Consider the following 19,226-nt stretch of genomic DNA (forward strand, 5'->3'; position numbering starts at 1 on the left):
GTCCGCCGCGGTGCCGGTCGGCGGACCGGTCTGCGACGCCGGAGCAGTCGCGTGACGGATACCTCACCGTACGCAGTGGCACTGCGTGCCCGGTCACGCCGTATCGTCGAGGGGCCCACCACCTCGTTGCGAGGAGCATCTTCATGACCCCGCCCGTCGTCCAGTCGCTGCGCGAGCAGATCCGCGAGCATCTCGTGGAGGGGATCGTCAGCGGGCGGTGGAAGCCCGGCGAGCGGATCGTGGAGCGGCGGATCGCGGTGGAGCTGGAGGTCAGCCAGACGCCGGTGCGGGAGGCGCTGCGGGAGCTGGAGGCGCTGCGGCTGATCGAGTCGGCACCGAACAAGGGCGTGCGGGTGCGCGAGCTGTCGGCGGCGGACCTGGAGGAGATCTACCCGGTGCGGGCCGGGCTGGAGCAGATCGCCGCCGAGTTGGCGGTGCCCCGGCTGGCCGGGGACGTGTCCGCGCTGCGGCCCCATGTGGAGGCGCTGTACGAGGCGGACCGGCTCGGGGACGGGGAGGCCCAGGTGCGGCACACGGTGGCCTTCCACCGGGAGCTGGTGCGTGCCGCGGGCAACAGTGTGCTGCTGCACACCTGGGAGGGGCTGGGGATCGAGGTGTGGACGGCGCTGTCGATCCGCTGGCTCGGCACGGTGCAGGAGTCGTACGCGGAGGAGCACGAGGCGGTCATGGCGGCCATCGAGCGCCGCGACCCGCAGATCGGCGCGCTGGTCAAGGAGCACGTGCTGGGCTGCGCGCCCGCTCCGCGGGACTGAGGGGCAGTCTGGCATTCGGTGCCGAATTTCGGGGCACGGAATGCCATTTTCGGTCTGCGGGCAGGTTTTCCCTTCAGAACCTTTGATCGATCATCGATCAGAGGCGTACAGTCCCTTCGTTGGGTTCCCCTGTCCTGCCCGTCAGGGTCCACGACCCACCCGCACAACCGCCCTCCCGACCCCGTTTGGAGGGGCCTACACGTCCGGAAGGTGGCCACCATGCCCGATCCCGTACGCCCGTGTCCGAGCGAGCTGGACCAGCTCCCGGACCGTGATCCGCAGGAGACCGGCGAGTGGCGCGAGTCGCTCGACGCCGTCGCGGCACACGCGGGCGACGAACGAGCCGCGTACCTGGTGCGTCGTACCGTCGAGCACGCCCGGAACAGCGGCCTGGCCGTACCGGCGCTGCTGGAGACGGAGTACGTCAACACGATCCCGACCTCGGCCGAGCCCGCCTTTCCGGGCGACGAGGCGATGGAGTCCCGCATCACGGCGTGGAACCGCTGGAACGCGGCGGCCATGGTCACCCGCGGCAGCCGCCAGGGGCTCGGCGGCCACATAGCCACCTTCGCCTCGGCCGCCTGGCTCTACGAGACCGGCTTCCAGCACTTCTTCCGCGGGAAGGAGGGCGCGGACGGTTCCGGCGACCAGCTCTATGTCCAGGGGCACGCCTCCCCCGGCGTCTACGCCCGCGCCTTCCTCGACGGACGGCTCACCGAGGCGCATCTGGACCGCTTCCGGCAGGAGGCCGGCGGCGAGGGCCTGCCCTCGTACCCGCACCCGCGGCGGCTGCCCTGGCTGTGGGAGTTCCCCACCGTCTCCATGGGCCTGGGCCCGATCTCGGCGATCTACCAGGCGCGGTTCAACCGCTATCTGACCCACCGCGGCATCAAGGACACCGCCGGATCGCACGTGTGGGCCTTCCTCGGCGACGGCGAGATGGACGAGCCGGAGTCGACGGCGGCGCTGGCCCTGGCCGGGCGCGAGCAGCTGGACAACCTCACCTTCGTGATCAACTGCAACCTCCAGCGCCTCGACGGACCGGTGCGGGCCAACTTCAAGATCGTGCAGGAGCTGGAGACCCAGTTCCGCGCGGCCGGGTGGAACGTCGTCAAGTCGCTGTGGGGCAGCGCCTGGGACGAGGTCTTCGCACTGGACACCACCGGTGCGCTGACCCGGCGGCTGCGCGAGGTGCCGGACGCGCAGTTCCAGACCTATGCCACCCGCGACGCGGCCTACATCCGCGAGCACTTCTTCGGCGCCTCCCCCGCGCTCGCCGAACTCGGCAGGCTGCTGACCGACGACAAGATCACCGAGCTGTTCACCGCCTCCCGCGCCGGCCACGAGCCTCGCAAGGTGTACGCGGCCTACAAGGCGGCCGTCGAGCACAAGGGCGCGCCGACGGTGATCCTGGCGCAGACGGTCAAGGGCTGGACGCTGGGCCCGGGCTTCGAGTCCCGCAACGCCAACCACCAGATGAAGAAGCTCACGGGCAAGGAGTTCCGCGCCATGCGGGACCTGCTGGAGCTGCCGATTCCGGACAGCAAGCTGGACGACGAGCTGGTGCCGTACGTCCACCCGGGTGCCGACTCCCCCGAGGTGCGCTACCTCCAGGAGCGGCGCGCCGAGCTGGGCGGCCCGGCCCCGGCCCGCAAGGTGCACCCCGTCGGCCTGCCCGCGCCCGCCGACAAACCCTTCGACGTGCTCAAGAAGGGCTCCGGCTCGCAGGAGATCGCCACCACGATGGCGTTCGTGCGGCTGGTCAAGGACCTGATGCGGGACAAGGAGACCGGGAAGCGCTGGGTACCGATCGTGCCCGACGAGGCCCGCACCTTCGGCATGGAGTCGCTGTTCCCGTCGGCCGGCATCTACTCGCCGCTCGGTCAGAACTACGACCCGGTCGATCGCGACCAGCTGCTGTACTACAAGGAAGCCAAGGAAGGCCAGATCCTCAACGAGGGGATCACGGAGGCCGGTTCGCTGGCGGACTTCACCGCGGCCGCCACGTCGTACGCCACCCACGGCGAACCGATGATCCCGTTCTACATCTTCTACTCGATGTTCGGGTTCCAGCGCACCGCGGACCAGTTCTGGGCGCTGGCCGACCAGCTCGGCCGCGGGTTCGTCATCGGCGCCACCGCGGGCCGCACCACGATGACCGGTGAGGGGCTCCAGCACGCCGACGGCCACTCGCACCTGCTGGCCTCCACCAATCCGGCGGTCGTCTCCTACGATCCGGCGTTCGCCTACGAGGTCGGCGCCATCGTCAAGGACGGCCTGCGCCGGATGTACGGTCCGGACGCGGCGGCGCAAGAGGACGTCTTCTACTACCTGACGGTCTACAACGAGACCAAGGTGCAGCCGCCCATGCCCGCGGGCGAGGGCGTCGAGGAGGGCATCCTCAAGGGCCTGTACCGCTTCCAGGAGGCGGAGGGCGCCGCCGACGACGCGCCGCGCATCCAGCTCCTGGCCTCCGGTACGGCGATCCACTGGGTGCTGGAGGCGCAGCGGATCCTCGCCGAGGAGTGGGGCGTGGCGGCCGACGTGTGGTCGGCGCCGTCCTGGACGGAGCTGCGGCGCGAGGCCATGGAGTGCGACGCCGCGGCGCTGCGCGGCGAGGAGCGGGTGCCGTACGTGACCCGTGCGCTGGAGGGCGCTCCCGGTCCGGTGCTGGCGGTCAGCGACTGGATGCGGGCCGTGCCCGACCAGATCAGCCAGTGGGTGGAGCAGGACTGGGCCTCGCTGGGCACGGACGGGTTCGGGCTCTCCGACACCCGGGAGGCAGCGCGCCGCTACTTCGGGGTGGACGCCGAGTCGGTCGTCGTCGCCGCGCTGTCCCGGCTCGCGCGGCGGAGCGAGGTCAAGGCGGAGGACGTCCGCCGCGCCGCCGAGAAGTACGGCCTGGCCTGACACAGCCGCGGCGTCCCGCGCGGCTCGGAAGAGCCCGGTGGGGGACGCCGCGGAAGAGCACAGCGGAAGCATGCGAAGGCCCTGCCCCCCGGTGATCCACCTGCGGGGCAGGGCCTTCGCGCTGCTCCGGTGCGCGGCGACCGGTCGGTACCGGGCATGAGCCACCGGTCACCGGTCACCGCGCGATCCGGTCACTCCGGTTCGGGGTGCTTGCGCAGTCGGAGAATGGCGGCTACCAGGCCGCCCCAGACGATGAGGATGGCCACGGCCATCATCACGATGGCTCCGGTCGACATCAGCGCACCTCCTCACTGTCGGCGGTCTCGGCCTCTCCCGCACCGGGTGCCCCGCGCCAGGGGATGAGCGAGATCAGCACCCCCACCAGCAGCGCGCCGGCGGCGACGCCCCATCCGGCCCAGGCGAGGAAGGAGAGGGGGTATCCGGCGTAGTTCTCGTCGAGCTCCTTGCGGAAGCTGTCGATCATCATCCAGCCGAGCACCAGCGGGGTGACGCCGCCCAGGCAGATCCGCCACCACCTGCCCAGCCGGACGGCCGAGGTCTCGTCGGCGTGAGCCTGGAAGGCCCGCAACCGGCGCAGTACCCAGGCCATGACGACGAGGAAGACGAGCGCGGCGAGCGCGATGCCGTACTGGTTGATGAAGTGATCGGCCGCGTCCAGCAGGGACAGGCCCGCGTCCGTGGGGAAGAGGGCCAGCGAGACCACCGCCAGCAGGCCGCCGACGATCCACACGGCGGGCACCCGGCGCATGCCGGTGCGGTCCTGCACGGCCGAGATGACCACCTGAACAATGCTGATCAGCGAGGAGAGTCCCGCGATGGCCAGCGAGACGAAGAAGACCACCCCGAAGGCCGCGCCCAGCGGCATCTGCGAGATGACCGCCGGGAAGGCGATGAAGGCCAGTCCCACCCCTTCGCTGACGACGTCGCCGACGGCGGCACCGCTGGACTGCGCCATGAAGCCCAGGGTGGCGAAGACTCCGATGCCGGCCAGGATCTCGAAGGAGCTGTTGGCGAAGCCGGCCACCAGCGCGGAGCCGGTCAGGTCGGCGCGGCGCCCCAGGTAGGAGGCGTAGGTGACCATGATGCCGAAGCCGATGGAGAGCGAGAAGAAGATCTGCCCGTAGGCGGCGACCCAGACGCTGCCGTCGGTCAGCGCGCTCCAGTCGGGGGCGAAGAGGGCGTCCAGGCCCTTGGCCGCGCCGTCCAGCGTCACGGCGCGGACCACCAGGACGACGAAGAAGACCACCAGGGCCGGGATGAAGATCTTGTTGGCCCGCTCGATGCCGCGGCGCACGCCCAGCGCCAGGATGATCAGCACGATCAGCCAAACGGCGAGCAGCGGCCAGAACACATTGCCGACGAAGGAGCTGGGGAGCCCGGGTTCGGCCGCGGCGTGCAGGAAGTCGCCGCCGAAGAACCCCTCGGGGTCGTCGCCCCAGTCCTTGCCGAAGGAGAATCCGGCGTACCGTACGGCCCACGCCACGATCACGGCGTAGTAGGAGGCGATGACGAAGCAGATGGCGACCTGCCACCAGCCGATCGCCTCGGCCGGACGGGAGATCTGCCGGAAGGCCGCGGGCGGCGACTTCCGGTACTTCCGGCCGACGGTGTATTCGAGGATGAGCAGCGGGAGCCCCGCTGTGAGCAGCGCGACGAGATACGGGAGCAGGAAGGCCCCGCCGCCGTTCTTGTAGGCCTCAGCGGGAAAGCGCCAGATGTTTCCCAACCCGACGGCGGAACCGATGGCCGCCATCAGGAATCCGGCCCGCGAGCCCCACTGTTCGCGCTGTTCGCGATTTTGCTGAGACATGACCGTTTCCTAGTTCGCTGTATAACGGGCGGAACGTTAACAGCGGGCCACGGCCCACGGGAGGAGTATTCAGCATGCGGGCAGCCCGGCTGATCAGGATGGTGCTGCTGCTCCAGGCCCGGCGGGAGATGACGGCCACGGAGCTCGCAGCGGAACTGGAGGTCTCCGAGCGTACTGTCTCACGTGATGTCCTGGCACTCTCCGAAGCGGGCGTGCCGGTATACGCGGACCGCGGACGTGCGGGCGGATACCGGCTGGTCGGCGGCTACCGCACCCGGCTGACCGGGATGGGCCGCAGCGAGGCGGAGGCGCTGTTCCTGTCCGGAGTGCCGTCGGCGCTGCGGGATCTGGGCCTGGCCGACGCGGCCTCGGCGGCACGGCTGAAGGTCTCGGCGGCGCTGGACCCGGCGCTGGGCGATGTGCACGACAGCGCGGCGCAGCGCTTCCATCTGGACGCGCCCGGCTGGTGGCAGGTGCCCGAGACCCCGGCGCTGCTGCCCGCACTGGCCGACGCCGTCTGGTCCGACCGGAGGATTCTGGTCCGCTACCGCCGCGGGAACGCGTCCGGCGACCGGGAGGTCGAGCGGGAGCTGGAGCCGCACGGCCTGGTGCTGAAGGCGGGCCGCTGGTATCTGGCGGCCCGCGTCCCCGCGGACGCGGGGCGGGCTGACCGGTCCCCCTGGCGGGTCTACCGGGTGGGGCGGTTCACCGAGGTCGCCGTGTACGACACGCACTTCGACCGGGACGGCGGATTCGACCTGGCCGGCTTCTGGACGGAGCACGCGGCGGCGTTCGCGCAGTCGCTGCTGCGGTCGGCGGTGACGCTGCGGCTGACCGGCCCGGGCGCCCGCCGGCTGCGGTACGTCACCGACCGGGTGGCGGCCGACGAGGCGCTGGCGGGCGGCGCCGTGGACGGGCGGGGCCGCACGACGGTGGTGCTGCGGGTGGAGAGCGAAGAGGTGGGCTTCGAACAGCTCCTGATGCTGGGTCCGGAGTGCGAGGTCCTGGAGCCGCCGTCGCTGCGGCAGCGCTTCGCGGACGCGGCGCGGCGGACGGCGGCCCTCTACCGGGAGAACGCGGACGAAGCCGTCCCGGGGGACGCCGGGCCGCCTCCGGAGCCGGAGAGGGGCGCGGGTCCGGAGGCGGATCTCGCGGCGGGCCCGGCGACGGGCGCCGCCGCGGGCCCGGCTGCGGGCGGGGAACCGGAGGCGGACGCTCAGCGGTAGTCGGCCGCGTCCACCGGCGTGTCGGCATCGGCCTGTTCGATGTCGACGAGGTAGCGCCAGGCGTCCGGCGCCGAGCCGTCCACGTCGGTGAAGCCGTAGACCCGGGCCAGCCCGCCGCTGGAGACGGACTGCCCGCTCCAGCGCGCTCTCCGCGGGTCGGTGGCGAGCGCGGCCACGGCGCGGCCCACGAAGACGGGGCTCTCGGAGATGGCGAAGTGCGGGTCGACGGCGCAGCCGTCCCGCCAGTTCTCCTCCGTCACCCGGAAGTGGGTGTCCAGCATGGCCTCCGAGCGCAGCCAGCCCGGGGTCAGACAGACCACGGTCGTGCCGTACTCCTCGGTCTCCTGGGCCAGCGCCCTGGCGACCCGCAGCGGCGCGGACTTGGCCAGGTCGTAGTAGACCGGCTCCCGGTAGCGCCGGTTGTACTCCTCGGTGCCGTCGGTGACCTCGACGAGCAGCCCGCCCGGACGCCGGGTCAGCAGCGGCAGCGCATGGCTGCTGGTGATCAGGTGGGCGTCGATGCTCAGCCGCAGCACCCGCAGCCCGTCGGCCAGGTCGTGCTCCCACAGCTTCTTGCCCCAGCCGACCAGATGGTCACCGCCCCACAGGTCGTTGACCAGGATGTCGAGCGCGCCCGCCTCCTCCTCGATGCGGTCGGTCAGCGCACGCACCCGGTCGGGGTCGAGGTGGTCGACGGCGACAGCGGTCGCGCTGCCCCCGCTCTCCCGACCGGCTTCGCTCGCCAGTTCGGCCGTCTCCTCGATCGTCTCGCTCGCCCGGCCGACCTCGCTGGTGGTGGCGCGGGTGGTACGGCCGGTGGCGTAGACGGCGGCCCCGGCCCGGCACAGTTCGACGGCCATCGCCCGGCCCGCTCCCCTGGTGGCTCCGGCGACCAGGGCGACCTTGCCGGCCAGCGGCCCCGGGGAACTGCTCTGCTCCTGCACCTGCTGCTCTCCTTCTCGCGGCTTCCCGCGTTTCCGGCGTGTCTCACGTGTCTCACGGCTGCTCACGGCTGCTCACGGGCCTCTCGCCGGGTCTTCGACATGCTGCGGCGTACCGCGGCGTTCGGCTGAGCGCCGTCGCGTCCGTTCGGAGGCACACGCTGCCAGCGATACCGGACAATCCGTGTCGGGTATCGGAACCGGAATTGCCGTGCGCCGCCCCTCTCGTAACGACACGGCCGCATCTGGCGCACTCCGCGTGCATTGCGGGCTTCGAGGCCCGATGCTGAGGGCGTGATGGACGAGACGGAGTTCTGGGAACTGATCGACTCCACCCGGCAGGAGGCCGACAGCGACCCCCAGGAACAGGCGGATCTGCTGGTCGAGCGGCTGACGCAGCTCGATCCCGACGCCGTGACGTATTTCGCCCGCCACTTCGAGTCGCGCTACAGCCGGGCCTACCAGTGGGACCTGTGGGCGGCCGCCTGGATCCTGCTGGACGGCGCGAGCGACGACGTCTTCGACGCCTTCCGCTGCTGGCTGATCGGCCAGGGTCGGGAGGTCTTCGAGGGCGCCGCCCACGACGCGGACGCGCTCGCCGAGCTGCTGGACGACTTCGACGAGGAGCTGGACGGCGACGGCGAGGAGCTGGGCTTCGCGGCGGACGAGGCCTACGAGCAGCTCACCGGCACCGTCCTGCCCGACCTGGGGCTGCCGGAGGCTCCGGCCGACCCGGAGGGCGTCGCCCTGGACATGGAGGACGCCGGGGCGCTGGCCGACCGGCTGCCCCGGCTGTGGGACCGCTTCCGGGGCGAGTGACCACGGCGCCTCACTCCGGCCGCACCTCCCCCGGATACGCCTCACACCGTCCGAGCAGCGCGATCAGCTGAGCCCGCTCCTCCTCGGTGACCACGCTGACCCGCTCGCGCGGCACGCTGTACGTGGTCCGCTCGCAGTTCGACCGGGGCGGACCGATGGGACCGGGCACGCCGCGGACGCCGTTCACGATCGCCGCCGTACGCGGACTGTGAGCCGCGGCCGACAACAGCCCGGCGCGTACGTCAGGATGGGCGCATGCGTATCGCGGTCACCGGCTCCAGCGGACTCATCGGCTCGGCGCTCACCCGCTCCCTGCGGGCGGAGGGCCACGACGTACTGCGGCTGGTGCGGCGCCCGGCCGCCGCGGGCGACGAGGTGCGGTGGGACCCGAGAGCGGGCCGGGTGGACACCGCGGGGCTGGCCGGGTGCGAGGCCGTCGTCCATCTGGCGGGCGCCGGAATCGGCGATCACCGCTGGACGGACAGCTACAAGCGCGAGCTGCGCGACAGCCGGGTACAGGGCACCCGGACCATCGCCGAGGCGCTGGCCGGACTGGACACCCCGCCCCGCACACTGATCGTCGGCTCGGCGATCGGCTTCTACGGCGACACCGGGGACCGGGCCGTCGACGAGAGCGCCCCGCCCGGTGAGGGGTTCCTGGCGGAGCTGTGCCAGGACTGGGAAGCGGCGGCCGGTGCCGCACAGGACGCCGGGATCCGCACGGTCCTGGGCCGCACCGGCCTGGTCGTCGCCCGCGGGGGCGGCGCGTGGGGGCGGCTCTTCCCGCTGTTCAAGGCGGGCCTCGGGGGACGGTTGGGCGACGGTCGGCAGTACTGGAGCCATATCGCGCTGCACGACCACGTGGCGGCGCTGCGGTTCCTGCTGGGCGAGGAGGCACCGGCCGGGCCGGTGAACCTCACCGCGCCGGAGCCGGCCACCAACCGCGAGGTGACCGCCGCCATGGGGCGCGTGCTGCACCGACCCACCCCGTTCCCGGTGCCCGCGCCCGTCCTGCGGGCCGCCCTGGGCGAGTTCGCCGGGGACGTGCTGGGCAGCCAGCGCGTCCTGCCCCGCCGACTGCTGGACGCGGGCTTCCGGTTCGCCTTCCCCACCGTCACCGAGGCCATCCGCAGCGCCCTGTGAGCCGCCTCCGCCCGGGCGGCGGACACGGGCGCGGGGTGCAGGGAGCGGGGCTTCGGGCCGGTGGACGCCGGGGATATGCATCCGGGCGCCCCCCACGCGACGTACCGCGCGGACGGCCGCACACGAACGCTCGAACACGGGTATGAGCTGAGCGCGCCGGGGCATCAGGACGGCAGCCGGCGCCCGCGCAGCACAGGGACCCACGCACACGGACAACCCGGAACGCGCTCGCACAGGCGCGGACACCGGTAGGCGCAGCAACCGCAGGCAGCACTCGCGGCACACGGATCCGCACACGCACGGACGCGGAGAAGCACAGCCGCACACCGGCACAGCAGCACCGCCGCACCCGCACAGCAGCACACACGCACAACGCACAGCCGCACAGCCGCACAGCCGCACAGCACGAGATCAGGCAGCAGCGAGAAGGCAGACCCATCGGCCCGTACGCGCGTCGACGTCGGGAGGAAACGTGCTGATCAGCAGCGCATACGCAGGCACCCGGGCAGGGACCGGCGACGAGGAGGTGGAGGGCCGGGGCGGGGCCAGGACAGCGGACGTGGTGATCGTCGGAGCGGGCCTGGCCGGACTGGCCGCGGCGCACCGGCTGACGGACTCGGGGTTGCGCGTCCTGGTTCTGGAGGCGGCTCAGCGGGTCGGCGGCCGGTCGCGGACCGACCGTGTCCAGGGGTTCCGGCTGGACCGGAGCCCCGGTGTGCTCAGCCTGGACCGGGATGCGGAGGCGCTCACCCGGCTGCCCGCCCTGGAGGGGCTCGCGCTGCGCCCGTTCCCGCCGGGGGCGCTGTTGCACTCGGAGGGCCGCACGCACCATGTGGCGGCCCGGTCGGCGGAGCGCCGCTGTCCGGCGCCGCGGACGGGCCGTGCGGTGCTGTTCGACCGGCGCACGAGGGGCGCAGGGGGCACGCGGGGCGCATTCACCACGGCTCGCGCGCTCACCGGCGCGCGGAGCCGGGCCGACATGTCCGACGCGCTGGGACTCGTCCGGCTGCGCGCCTCCCTGGACCGGTTCGCCGCGGTCCCGCCCCAAGGCCTGCTGTCGCGGCCCGAACTGCCGGCCGGCCAGGCGTTGTCCGCACGCGGACTGCCCACCCGGCCCGCGGAGACGCTGGTGCGCCCGCTGCTCACCGCGCTGCTGTCGGACCCCGCACTGACCACCTCCAGCCGGGTCGCCGACCTGACCCTGCGCGGTTTCGCCCGCGGCGGGCTGGGCGTACCGGCGGGCGGCCAGGAAGCCGCCGTGGAGTTGCTGGCCGCCGCGCTGCCGCCGGGCTCGGTGCGCACGGGCGTGCGGGTCACCTCGGTGAGCACGCACGCCGTGCGCACCGCCGAGCACGGCACGTTCGGGTGCGAGGCGGCGCTGGTGGCGACCGGTGCCCGCTCGGCCGCCGCACTGCTGCCGGGGCTGCGGGTACCGGAGTTCCACCCGGTGACCGTGCTGCACCACACCGCTCCCGAGCCCCTCCCGCCGGGTGCGGACGGACCGTCGTTCACGGTGTGTGCCGAGCGGGAGGGCGCGGAGCCGGGGCCGGTCAGCCACACCTGGGCGGCCTCGGCCGTGGACCCGACACGTGCCGCTCCGGGCCGGGCGCTCCTGACCTCTGTCGTACTGGGCGCGCGGGCGAGTGAGCCCGCAGCTGCGCTGGACGCGGCCGCCCGCTGCCAACTGGCCCGTGTCTACGGGGTGCCGACGGACCGCTGGGAGCTGCTGGCCGCGTACCACGACCCGGACGCGGTACCGGCGATGCCCGCGCCGCACGACCCGCGGCGGCCGGTCCGGGTGCTGTCCGGCCTGTATGTGTGCGGGGAGCACCGGGACACCAGCACCCCGCGCGGGGCGCTGCGTTCGGCCGAGCGCGCGACGGAGCAGATCCTGCGCGACTTCGGACGACCGGCAGCCCCCGGGCAGGGCGCGAGCGAGTCCACCGCGCCGGGCGCGCGCGAGGCGGCGCGGGAATCCGTGCGGGAGGCGGCGCAGGAGACCGCCGCATAATCGAACACGAGTCCCGAACTCCCGGATGACCAGCGGGTTTTGTCAGTGGGGCGGGGTAGAATATGGGGTAGTAATCAGGAAGCGCACCGACGTCTGGAGGAGGCCGTCGATGACTGCTGTCCGTTCTCGAACCCCTCGTTCGCACTCCCGCCCCACGACCCGCACCACCCGCACGGCGTCCCCGCAACAGCAGCCTCTGCCGAAGATGTCCACCCTTCCCGTGCTGCCCAAGAAACCGCTTCCGCCCGGCCGGCCGCGCGAGTGGTACGAGGCGCACAACCGGCGACTCAAGGCCATGCGAATCGCGATAGCCCTGCTCGACACCGGCATCCACACCGCCGCGCAGGCCCGGAACCGCACCATCCGCACGACGGCGCACCGCATCGGGGTGCACCCGCCGTCCCTCACCACCTGCCGCCTGGTGCGCTCACTGCTGCCCTGATCCCGCCCTCTCGCGGCGCCCGGCCGGCACCATCGGCCGGGCGCCGCGGGGCGCGCTCCGCCGTGCCGGCACCAGCGGGGCGCCGGAAAACCGGTGGCGTCATGAGCACGGGTGTCTTACGGTCCTGTCATAGCGGACGGTCAGGCGGACCCATGAAGGAGCCCCCATGGCGGCAGACGAGCGACGCACCGACGTAAGAGCGCTGGTGGCGGCCGCCGTCACGGTGGTGCTGTGGGCCTCGTCGTTCGTCTCCATACGCAGCACCGGCGAGCACTTCACCCCCGGGGCACTGGCTCTGGGGCGGCTGGGAGCCGCTTCCCTCGTGCTGTGCGCCGTGCTCCTCGTGCGCCGGGAGGGCATCCCACCGCGCGCCGCCTGGCCCGGCATCCTCATCTCCGGACTGCTGTGGTTCGGCGGCTACATGGTCGTCCTCAACTGGGGCGAGCGCCTCGTGGACGCCGGAACGGCCGCGATGCTCGTCAACATCGGCCCCATCCTGATGGCACTGCTGGGCGGCTGGCTGCTCAAGGAAGGCTTCCCCGCCCGGCTGCTGGCCGGGATGGCGGTCTCGTTCGCGGGCGCCGTCGTGGTCGGCCTGTCCGTGTCCGACGGCGGAGGCTCCTCACCGCTGGGGGTGGTGCTGTGCGTCCTGGCGGCGGTCGCCTACGCGATCGGGGTCGTCAGCCAGAAGCCCGCGCTGCGGCACGCCTCGCCGCTCCAGGTCACCGCGTTCAGCTGCCTGATCGGATTCATCGCCTGCCTGCCCTTCAGCGGGCACCTCGCCTCCGACATGGCGGACGCGCCACTGTCGGCCACCCTCAACACCGTCTACCTGGGCGTGTTCCCGACCGCGCTGGCCTTCTCCACCTGGGCCTACGCGCTCTCCCGCAGCACCGCGGGCCGCATGGGGTCCACCACCTACGTCGTGCCCTTCCTCGTCGTCCTGATGTCCTGGCTCGTCCTGGACGAGGTGCCCGGCGTGCCGGCCCTCGGGGGCGGCCTGCTGTGCCTGGCGGGGGTCGCGGTCTCCCGCTCCCGGAGCCGGAGCCCGCAACCCCCGCAGCCGGTCGCCGCGGCTACCGCGACGCCAGCCGGGCAGCCGACGTCCCCAGCCCCGTCGGGCCGTCGAACGGCCGGCTAGGAAGGAAGTGGCGGCGCAGATCGGCCTCCCCGTAGCGGCGGCAGTCGCGGTGCCACACCAGGATGCCGGACATCCAGTTCTCCAGTTCCCGCACATAGCCGTCCAGCGCGGCCCGGCTCGCCTCGTCGAGCGCGAAGTCGTCGTAGAGCACGGGGAACTCGTGCGCGGCCACGTGCTGGAACTGCCGCATCCGGGACTTCATCAGGTCGTCGACGATGCGCAGCGCGGTGGGGTAGTCGCAGTCGAAGAAGTCGCGCACGACCAGCACCCCGTTGTGCAGCTCGCCCTCGAACTCGATCTCCTTCTGATACGAGAAGACGTCGTTGAGCAGGCAGGCGTAGTCGGCGGCGGCGTTCTCCAGCGACTTCATGGGCCCGCTGCGGTAGACGGCCTCCGGAATCGTGTCCGGCTGGGCCAGCCTGCACAGGCTCATCGTCAGATCGGAGCCGAAGGTCCTGCGCCGCATCTCGACGTAGTCGACGGGGTCGGGGATGCGGTTGAGCGCCTGGTTGTCCAGCTCCCACAGCCAGCTCTCGGCCATCGTCTCGATGGCGGCGCGGAAGCGGCGGCGCTTGGCGGGCGTCATCGGGCCGGCCGTCCTGGCCCACAGGTCGGCCAGCGAGCACTCCAGCGGACCGGCCGGCGGCGGCACGGGTTCCCCGTCGACGGGCATGAAGAGGGAGAGCCGCCGGGTGCACTCCCTGGCACCGGCCAGATCCCGGGTACGGCCGAAGCGGACCGGATAGTAGTCGTCCCCCCAGGTCCCCCAGGCCAGCCAGGCCGAACTCAGGTCGAGTTGCCCGGCCGTGGCGTCCGGGTGGATCCCGGCGGCGCACAGCGGCAGGTCGTAGTCCCGGATCAGTTCCTCGTCCCACACCCGGCCGCCCGCCACATCCGGCTGCGGGCCCAGCAGTCCCATCCCGTGCGCCCAGGCGACGACCCGCTCCCGGGCGCCGTCCAGATGCGGGCTGAGCCGGTCGGCGAAGGGCATCTCGAACTCCGGCAGCACCGAGGGACCGGTGCGCTCGTGCGGTACGTGCGCGAAGGAGCGGGCCCGGCGCGCCTGCGCCCGGGGGGCCGGGCGCAACGTCTCCAGCGCCGAGGTACCCGGCCCCGAGGGGACGAACGGCAGCCGCGCCGGGTGCCCGGCGACCGCTCCCCCGCCGTTCATGTAGCGGCTGGAGCGCATATGCCACTCATGGCCGCCCGACTGCCAGTCCTGGAGGCCCTTGACGTAGGCGGCGACGTCGGCGCAGGCCGCCGGATCCAGCCCCTCCTCGGCGCAGAGCGCGGGCAGTTCGGTCAGCGCCGTGTGCTCGAACTGCTGGAGCCGGGAGGTCAGCAGATCGTTCACCGACTCGGCGGCCTCCTGGGTGGTGCACTCCAGGAAGGTCTCCAGCACCAGGACGCCGTTGGACAGTTCGCCCTCGTCGCCGATCTCGCGCTCGTAGGAGAACAGGTCGTTGCGCAGATGCACGGCGTCGGAGAACGTGTCGCGCAGCACGCACAGCGGGCGGGACCCGGCCACGGCCGCAGGCACCTCGGCGTGCTCGGCGAACTCCACCAGCCCGGCCGACCACGGGGCGCCGCCGACCTTGCGGCGCATCTCGATGTACTCGACCGGGTTCGGCACCCGGCCGATGTTGATGTTGGACAGCTCCCACAGCGACTCGTTGAGCAGATTCTCGGTACTGACGGCGAACCGCGCACGCCAGTCCGCCGACATCGACGGCACGGTCCTGGCCCACAGGTCGGCCAGTCCTGCCTCGACCGGATTGGCCGGAGCGGGGGGCGGCGCCGCCGGATCGTCCTCCAGCGGCATGAACAGCGGCAGCCGGTCCAGGTACGCCTTGCCGCCCGGGCGGTCCTGGGTGCGTTTGAACTCCTCCAGGAAGTGGTCGTCGAAGAAGAAGACCCACACATACCAGTCGGTGACCAGCGCCAGGTCGTCGGCGGTGGCATCGGGATGGGTGTAGGCGCACAACAGCGCGTAGTCGTGCGCGTCCAGGTCGGCGGTGTCCCAGATCCCGGACCCCTCCAGCATCCCCATCTGCCGTGCCCACTCCCGGGAATGGGTGCGCGCCTGGTCGACGTGCGGGTTGAGACGGGCGGGGTGGGGCACGTAGAAGTCGGGCAGTTCGAAGGGTTGCGACAACGTTCGTCCCTCGGCTCGTCGATTCGGTGCGGATTCGGCCTACCCGGCCTGGAATGACGAACATCCTTTTTCACCCGGATGTGTGAGGGGTGCTCCGGATCACTGTCGAACAAAATCTGTGGCTGCGCGCCCTGTCGGGCTGCTAGCTTCGCTTTCGTGGCGAAGCTGAATCAGATCATCGCAGTCGAGAAGGGCGTCAAGTCCAAGGTGGTGCAGGACCTGGCGCAGGCCCAGCACGGGCTGACGAAACCGCAGATGCTCGCGGGTATCTCGCGTACGTACCAGCCCAAGGACGAAGAGGGCGAGCAGCTTCCCCCGGAGTCGACACGCGTCCAGGTCAAGGCCGAGGATGTACTGAAGGAAACGGCGAAGATTCTCACGCGGCTGTTCGACGTGACGGCCACGAAGGACTGGTCGAACCTCTCGGCCCGCGCGGACGTCACGGTCGACGGCCGCACGGTGCTCTCCGATGTGCCGGTCTCCTACCTGCTGTTCCTGGAGAAGCAGCTGGGCGAGCTCGGCTCGTTCCTGCGGAAGCTGCCGATCCTGGACGGCGCGGAGGCGTGGGAGATCGACCCCTCCACCGACTGGTGGAAGACGGAGCAGGTCCGCACGGTGCGCACCAAGAAGGTGCCGCGCAACCACGTGAAGGCGGAGGCCACCGAGAAGCACCCGGCCCAGGTCGAGGTCTACTACGAGGACATCCCCGTCGGCTACTGGACCACGGTCAAGTACTCCGGGGCCCTCCCGGCCCGGCGGGTCAACGAACTGCTGGAACGGCTGGACAAGCTGGCGGCCGCGGTGAAGTTCGCCCGCGAGGAGGCCAACGGGACCGAAGTCGCCGACAAGCGGGCCGGCGAGGCCGTCTTCGGGTACCTGTTCGCCTGACCGCTCCCGTCCGGTGCCTCCGCTCCGCGGGGCGTGCGTCCGCGTCCCGACGTTTCCTGTCCTGACCGTGCGGCCGCCCGCGTACCGTTCGCCCGACGAGATCCAGGAGAGTGCCCCCGACGACCGACACCCAAGACTCCCCGGGCCAGGGGCCGACGCCCCGTCGGCCCGGGGTGCGCCAGGAGCGCAAAGCTGAAACTGAAGCTGATGTGTGAACCCCCGGCCGCACTGCTCACCGCAGGCGCCGGTCAGTCTCAACCTCTCGCTCCACGCTCAGCATCGCCGTTCATCGCCCGGCAACCGGGGCGGTGACGACCTCGAGACGCTGGTTCGAGCCCAGCCGGCGCATCCACGCTGCGCCGTGGTGGAGTGGCTCCACGCGAGGACATCGCCGAACGATCCGCCCATGAACCGTCAGGGCGTGCGAACGAGCGGCACCCAGGACCCCGGGGCCGGGTAAAGCCCCGGGGTCCCTTCCTTCTCCTCCCCCTCTCTTCCCCCTCTCCTCTCTCTTCCTTTCGCCGGATTCCGGTGCACTGCCGCGCTCGTCCCCGATGTCCCCACGCGTGGTACGTTGCAACAGCCAGTCAAACCCTTGATCGGGTCAGGGAATCCGGTGCGAATCCGGAGCTGACGCGCAGCGGTGTGGGACTGGGGCGTGCACGAGGCCACTGGGGCGCAGCCCCCGGGAAGGCGCACCGCCCCCGCAGTCCCGAGTCCGAAGACCTGCTGGCGGCCGCGTCCGGAGGACCCCGGCGCGGTACGACGCCGGGCCCCGCGAACGGGCCTCTGACGGAGAAGGATCTGCTGGCCATGCGCCGACCGCGCCGTATCCGCGCCCTCGTGCCGGGCCGCCCACCGGCAGCCGCCCGCCACCGCTCGGCCGCCGGCCGGGCGCGCGCACACCCGCGCCCGCCGCACCGCACCGGCCGCGCGTTCCTCACCTCGCTGCTGCTGATATCCCTGACGGCCTGCGCCGGAGAGTCCGGCGACGGCAGCGGAGACGCGCGCGGCTCCTCCGCCGAGGGCTTCCCGTACTCCGTCACCAACTGCGGGGAGCGGACCGTCTTCACCGAGCCGCCGCGGCGGGCCGTGACCATGAACCAGCACGTCACCGAGATCATGCTGGCGCTCGGCCTGCAGGACCGGATGGCCGGCACCGCCTATCTGGACGACCGGATACTGCCCCGCTACGCGAAGGCGTACCGCGGGATCGACGTCCTGGCGAAGAAGTACCCGTCCAAGGAGATCCTGCTGGGCGCGGCACCGGACTTCGTCTACGGCGGCTACGCCAGCTCCTTCGACAGGACGGAGGGGCGGTCGCGCACGGCACTGCGGGAGAGCGGCGTCAAGACCCGGCTCAACCTGGAGTCCTGCACCGACGACGTGGACATCGACACGCTGCACCGGGAGTTCCGGGAGGTCGGCCGGATCTTCGGCGTACCGGAGCGCGCGGCGGCGCTGGTCAGGAAGCAGGACCGGCAACTGGCGGCCACCGCGAAGCGGCTGAAGGGGACGGACCGCGCCCGGGTGTTCGTCTACGACAGCGGGGAGAGCTCCGCCTTCACGGCAGGCGGCGCGGGTATCGGCGACGAGATCCTGCGCCGGGCCGGCGCCCGCAACGTCTTCGCCGACCTCGACAAGACGTTCGCCGACGTCTCCTGGGAGCAGGTCGTCGAGCGCAAGCCGGAGGTCGTGGTGATCTACGACTACGGCGGAACGACCGTCGCGCAGAAGAAGAAGCGGCTGCTGGAGGACCCCGCGCTGGCCGACGTGCCCGCGATCGAGCACGGGCGGTTCGCCGTACTGCCGCTCTCCTCGGCGGTGCTGGGCCCGCGGGTGCCGGACGCGGTGGACGAACTGGCCCGGCAGTTGCACCCGGAGGACGCCGGTGATGCCGGTGCGCAGTAGCGCCGGGCCGCGCGCCTCCGCCGCCCCGCTGCGGTGCGCCCTGGTGTGCGGGGTGCTGGCCGCCGTCCTGGTCACCGGGGCGCTGGCCGGGCTGGCGCTCGGCGCGGCACGGATCCCGCTCCCCGACGTGCTGGCGGCCCTGACCGGCCGGGCGCGGCCGGGCCCGTTCACCACCATCGTGCTCGATGTGCGGCTGCCGAGGGTGCTGCTGGCCGTCGTCGTCGGCGCCGGACTGGCACTGGTGGGTGCGGTGCTGCAGGCGCTGGTGCGCAACCCGCTGGCCGATCCGTATCTGCTGGGCATCTCCTCCGGCGCCTCCACGGGCGCCGTCCTGGTCGTCGTCCTGGGCGTCGGGGCCGTCTCGATGGAGGCGGGCGCGTTCGCCGGGGCGCTGCTGGCGATGGTGACCGTCTACGCGATGGCGCGGAGCGGCACCGCGATGACGACGGGGCGGCTGGTGCTGGCCGGAGTCGCGGTGCAGTACGTGCTCTCCGCGCTGACCAGCCTGGTGCTGGTGACCTCCGCGGAGAACGAGCATCTGCGGGCCATCCTCTTCTGGACACTGGGCGGACTGGGCCAGGCCCGCTGGCAGACCCTGCTGCTGCCCGCGCTGGTGCTGGGCGCCGGGCTCGTCCTGCTGCTGGCGCTGGCCAGACCACTGGACCTGCTGCTGGTCGGCGAGGAGGGCGCCACCGTGCTGGGGCTGGACACCGGACGCTTCCGGGCGGCCTCGTTCGTCCTGGCCTCCCTGGTGACGGCGGTGCTGGTCACGGTGAGCGGCGCGATCGGCTTCGTCGGCCTGATGGTGCCGCACGCGGCGCGGATGGCGGTCGGTGCCGGGCACCGGGCGCTGCTCCCCGTCTCGGCGCTGGGCGGAGCGGCCTTCCTGGTGCTGGCCGATCTGGCGGCGCGCACCGTCGCGGCGCCCGAGGAGATCCCGGTCGGCGTGCTGACGGCCCTCACCGGCGGGCCGTTCTTCCTGTGGCTGCTGCGCCGCACCCGGCGCGCCGAGGGGGTGATGGGGTGACGCCGCCG

General features: G+C 72.3%; 16 protein-coding genes and 1 riboswitch. Of the genes, 11 read left to right on the forward strand and 5 right to left on the reverse strand.

Going from position 1 to position 19,226, the window contains the following annotated elements; all coding sequences use genetic code 11:
- Nucleotides 1–143 precede the first annotated feature (143 nt).
- Together P2424_RS07510 and aceE are read left to right on the forward strand one after the other, a co-directional pair.
- On the forward strand, nt 144–773 hold the full coding sequence (locus tag P2424_RS07510) for a GntR family transcriptional regulator (protein WP_276475000.1): 630 nt from the start codon (nt 144–146) through the stop codon (nt 771–773).
- Nucleotides 774–992: 219 nt separating this feature from the next.
- Complete coding sequence (gene aceE / locus P2424_RS07515; protein ID WP_276475001.1) at nt 993–3,683, forward strand: pyruvate dehydrogenase (acetyl-transferring), homodimeric type; 2,691 nt, start codon at nt 993–995, stop codon at nt 3,681–3,683.
- A gap of 191 nt (nt 3,684–3,874) precedes the next feature.
- On the opposite strand, the gene P2424_RS07520 is transcribed toward aceE, so the two are convergent.
- Entirely contained in the window at nt 3,875–3,979 is a 105-nt protein-coding gene (locus tag P2424_RS07520) for a methionine/alanine import family NSS transporter small subunit (RefSeq protein WP_019358716.1), read from the reverse strand.
- Nucleotides 3,979–5,514, reverse strand: a complete 1,536-nt coding sequence (locus P2424_RS07525; protein ID WP_276475002.1) for a sodium-dependent transporter — start codon at nt 5,512–5,514, stop codon at nt 3,979–3,981. The genes P2424_RS07520 and P2424_RS07525 overlap by 1 nt, the downstream gene beginning before the upstream one ends.
- 74 nt (nt 5,515–5,588) lie before the next feature.
- Here P2424_RS07525 and P2424_RS07530 point away from each other — a divergent pair, with 74 nt between their 5' ends.
- The gene (locus P2424_RS07530) at nt 5,589–6,740 is read left to right on the forward strand and encodes a WYL domain-containing protein (protein ID WP_276475003.1); all 1,152 of its coding nucleotides are present in this window, start codon (nt 5,589–5,591) and stop codon (nt 6,738–6,740) included.
- Here the strand turns inward: P2424_RS07530 and P2424_RS07535 are convergent.
- Entirely contained in the window at nt 6,731–7,684 is a 954-nt protein-coding gene (locus P2424_RS07535) for an SDR family oxidoreductase (protein ID WP_276475004.1), read from the reverse strand. The two genes, P2424_RS07530 and P2424_RS07535, sit on opposite strands and share 10 nt — an antisense overlap.
- A 294-nt stretch (nt 7,685–7,978) precedes the next feature.
- Between P2424_RS07535 and P2424_RS07540 the strand changes: the two genes are divergently transcribed.
- Nucleotides 7,979–8,500, forward strand: a complete 522-nt coding sequence (locus P2424_RS07540) for a DUF4240 domain-containing protein (protein WP_276478865.1) — start codon at nt 7,979–7,981, stop codon at nt 8,498–8,500.
- A 10-nt stretch (nt 8,501–8,510) separates the two neighbouring features.
- Here P2424_RS07540 and P2424_RS07545 read toward each other — a convergent pair whose 3' ends face one another.
- Nucleotides 8,511–8,687, reverse strand: a complete 177-nt coding sequence (locus P2424_RS07545) for a hypothetical protein (RefSeq protein WP_276475005.1) — start codon at nt 8,685–8,687, stop codon at nt 8,511–8,513.
- A 68-nt stretch (nt 8,688–8,755) separates the two neighbouring features.
- On the opposite strand from P2424_RS07545, the gene P2424_RS07550 reads away from it, so the two are divergent.
- The 4 genes from P2424_RS07550 (at nt 8,756) to P2424_RS07565 (ending at nt 13,237) form a co-directional block, all read left to right on the forward strand.
- Nucleotides 8,756–9,643, forward strand: a complete 888-nt coding sequence (locus tag P2424_RS07550) for a TIGR01777 family oxidoreductase (protein WP_276475006.1) — start codon at nt 8,756–8,758, stop codon at nt 9,641–9,643.
- 526 nt (nt 9,644–10,169) lie between these two features.
- Entirely contained in the window at nt 10,170–11,654 is a 1,485-nt protein-coding gene (locus tag P2424_RS07555) for an FAD-dependent oxidoreductase (RefSeq protein ID WP_276478866.1), read from the forward strand.
- A 205-nt stretch (nt 11,655–11,859) separates the two neighbouring features.
- Nucleotides 11,860–12,096 (forward strand): hypothetical protein, encoded by a 237-nt coding sequence (locus tag P2424_RS07560; RefSeq protein WP_276475007.1) that lies wholly within the window; start codon nt 11,860–11,862, stop codon nt 12,094–12,096.
- Between the two features lie 166 nt (nt 12,097–12,262).
- Nucleotides 12,263–13,237: a DMT family transporter gene (locus P2424_RS07565; RefSeq protein ID WP_276475008.1), complete on the forward strand. Its 975-nt coding sequence runs from the start codon at nt 12,263–12,265 to the stop codon at nt 13,235–13,237.
- On the opposite strand, the gene P2424_RS07570 is transcribed toward P2424_RS07565, so the two are convergent.
- Nucleotides 13,173–15,392, reverse strand: a complete 2,220-nt coding sequence (locus P2424_RS07570) for a germacradienol/geosmin synthase (protein ID WP_276475009.1) — start codon at nt 15,390–15,392, stop codon at nt 13,173–13,175. The genes P2424_RS07565 and P2424_RS07570 overlap by 65 nt on opposite strands.
- 156 nt (nt 15,393–15,548) lie before the next feature.
- Here P2424_RS07570 and P2424_RS07575 point away from each other — a divergent pair, with 156 nt between their 5' ends.
- From P2424_RS07575 to P2424_RS07585, 3 genes are all read left to right on the forward strand, one after another.
- Nucleotides 15,549–16,280, forward strand: a complete 732-nt coding sequence (locus tag P2424_RS07575) for a hypothetical protein (RefSeq protein ID WP_276475010.1) — start codon at nt 15,549–15,551, stop codon at nt 16,278–16,280.
- 567 nt (nt 16,281–16,847) lie between these two features.
- A riboswitch (cobalamin riboswitch) is annotated at nt 16,848–17,029 on the forward strand.
- A gap of 64 nt (nt 17,030–17,093) precedes the next feature.
- Nucleotides 17,094–18,191 (forward strand): ABC transporter substrate-binding protein, encoded by a 1,098-nt coding sequence (locus P2424_RS07580; RefSeq protein WP_276475011.1) that lies wholly within the window; start codon nt 17,094–17,096, stop codon nt 18,189–18,191.
- A complete protein-coding gene (locus tag P2424_RS07585; RefSeq protein ID WP_276475012.1) occupies nt 18,175–19,218 on the forward strand; it encodes an iron ABC transporter permease in 1,044 nt (347 codons plus the stop codon). Before P2424_RS07580 ends, P2424_RS07585 begins: the two co-directional genes overlap by 17 nt.
- Nucleotides 19,219–19,226 lie beyond the last annotated feature (8 nt).

It is taken from the genome of Streptomyces sp. WMMB303, assembly GCF_029351045.1.
Classification (GTDB): Bacteria; Actinomycetota; Actinomycetes; order Streptomycetales; family Streptomycetaceae; genus Streptomyces.

What these genes read in the sequence shown, in the direction of transcription:
- P2424_RS07510 (WP_276475000.1), top strand. Translation starts at nt 144, where the DNA reads ATGACCCCGCCCGTCGTCCAGTCGCTGCGCGAGCAGATCCGCGAGCAT.
- aceE (WP_276475001.1), top strand. Translation starts at nt 993, where the DNA reads ATGCCCGATCCCGTACGCCCGTGTCCGAGCGAGCTGGACCAGCTCCCG.
- P2424_RS07520 (WP_019358716.1), bottom strand. Translation starts at nt 3,979, where the DNA reads ATGTCGACCGGAGCCATCGTGATGATGGCCGTGGCCATCCTCATCGTC.
- P2424_RS07525 (WP_276475002.1), bottom strand. Translation starts at nt 5,514, where the DNA reads ATGTCTCAGCAAAATCGCGAACAGCGCGAACAGTGGGGCTCGCGGGCC.
- P2424_RS07530 (WP_276475003.1), top strand. Translation starts at nt 5,589, where the DNA reads ATGCGGGCAGCCCGGCTGATCAGGATGGTGCTGCTGCTCCAGGCCCGG.
- P2424_RS07540 (WP_276478865.1), top strand. Translation starts at nt 7,979, where the DNA reads ATGGACGAGACGGAGTTCTGGGAACTGATCGACTCCACCCGGCAGGAG.
- P2424_RS07550 (WP_276475006.1), top strand. Translation starts at nt 8,756, where the DNA reads ATGCGTATCGCGGTCACCGGCTCCAGCGGACTCATCGGCTCGGCGCTC.
- P2424_RS07560 (WP_276475007.1), top strand. Translation starts at nt 11,860, where the DNA reads ATGTCCACCCTTCCCGTGCTGCCCAAGAAACCGCTTCCGCCCGGCCGG.
- P2424_RS07565 (WP_276475008.1), top strand. Translation starts at nt 12,263, where the DNA reads ATGGCGGCAGACGAGCGACGCACCGACGTAAGAGCGCTGGTGGCGGCC.
- P2424_RS07580 (WP_276475011.1), top strand. Translation starts at nt 17,094, where the DNA reads ATGCGCCGACCGCGCCGTATCCGCGCCCTCGTGCCGGGCCGCCCACCG.
- P2424_RS07585 (WP_276475012.1), top strand. Translation starts at nt 18,175, where the DNA reads ATGCCGGTGCGCAGTAGCGCCGGGCCGCGCGCCTCCGCCGCCCCGCTG.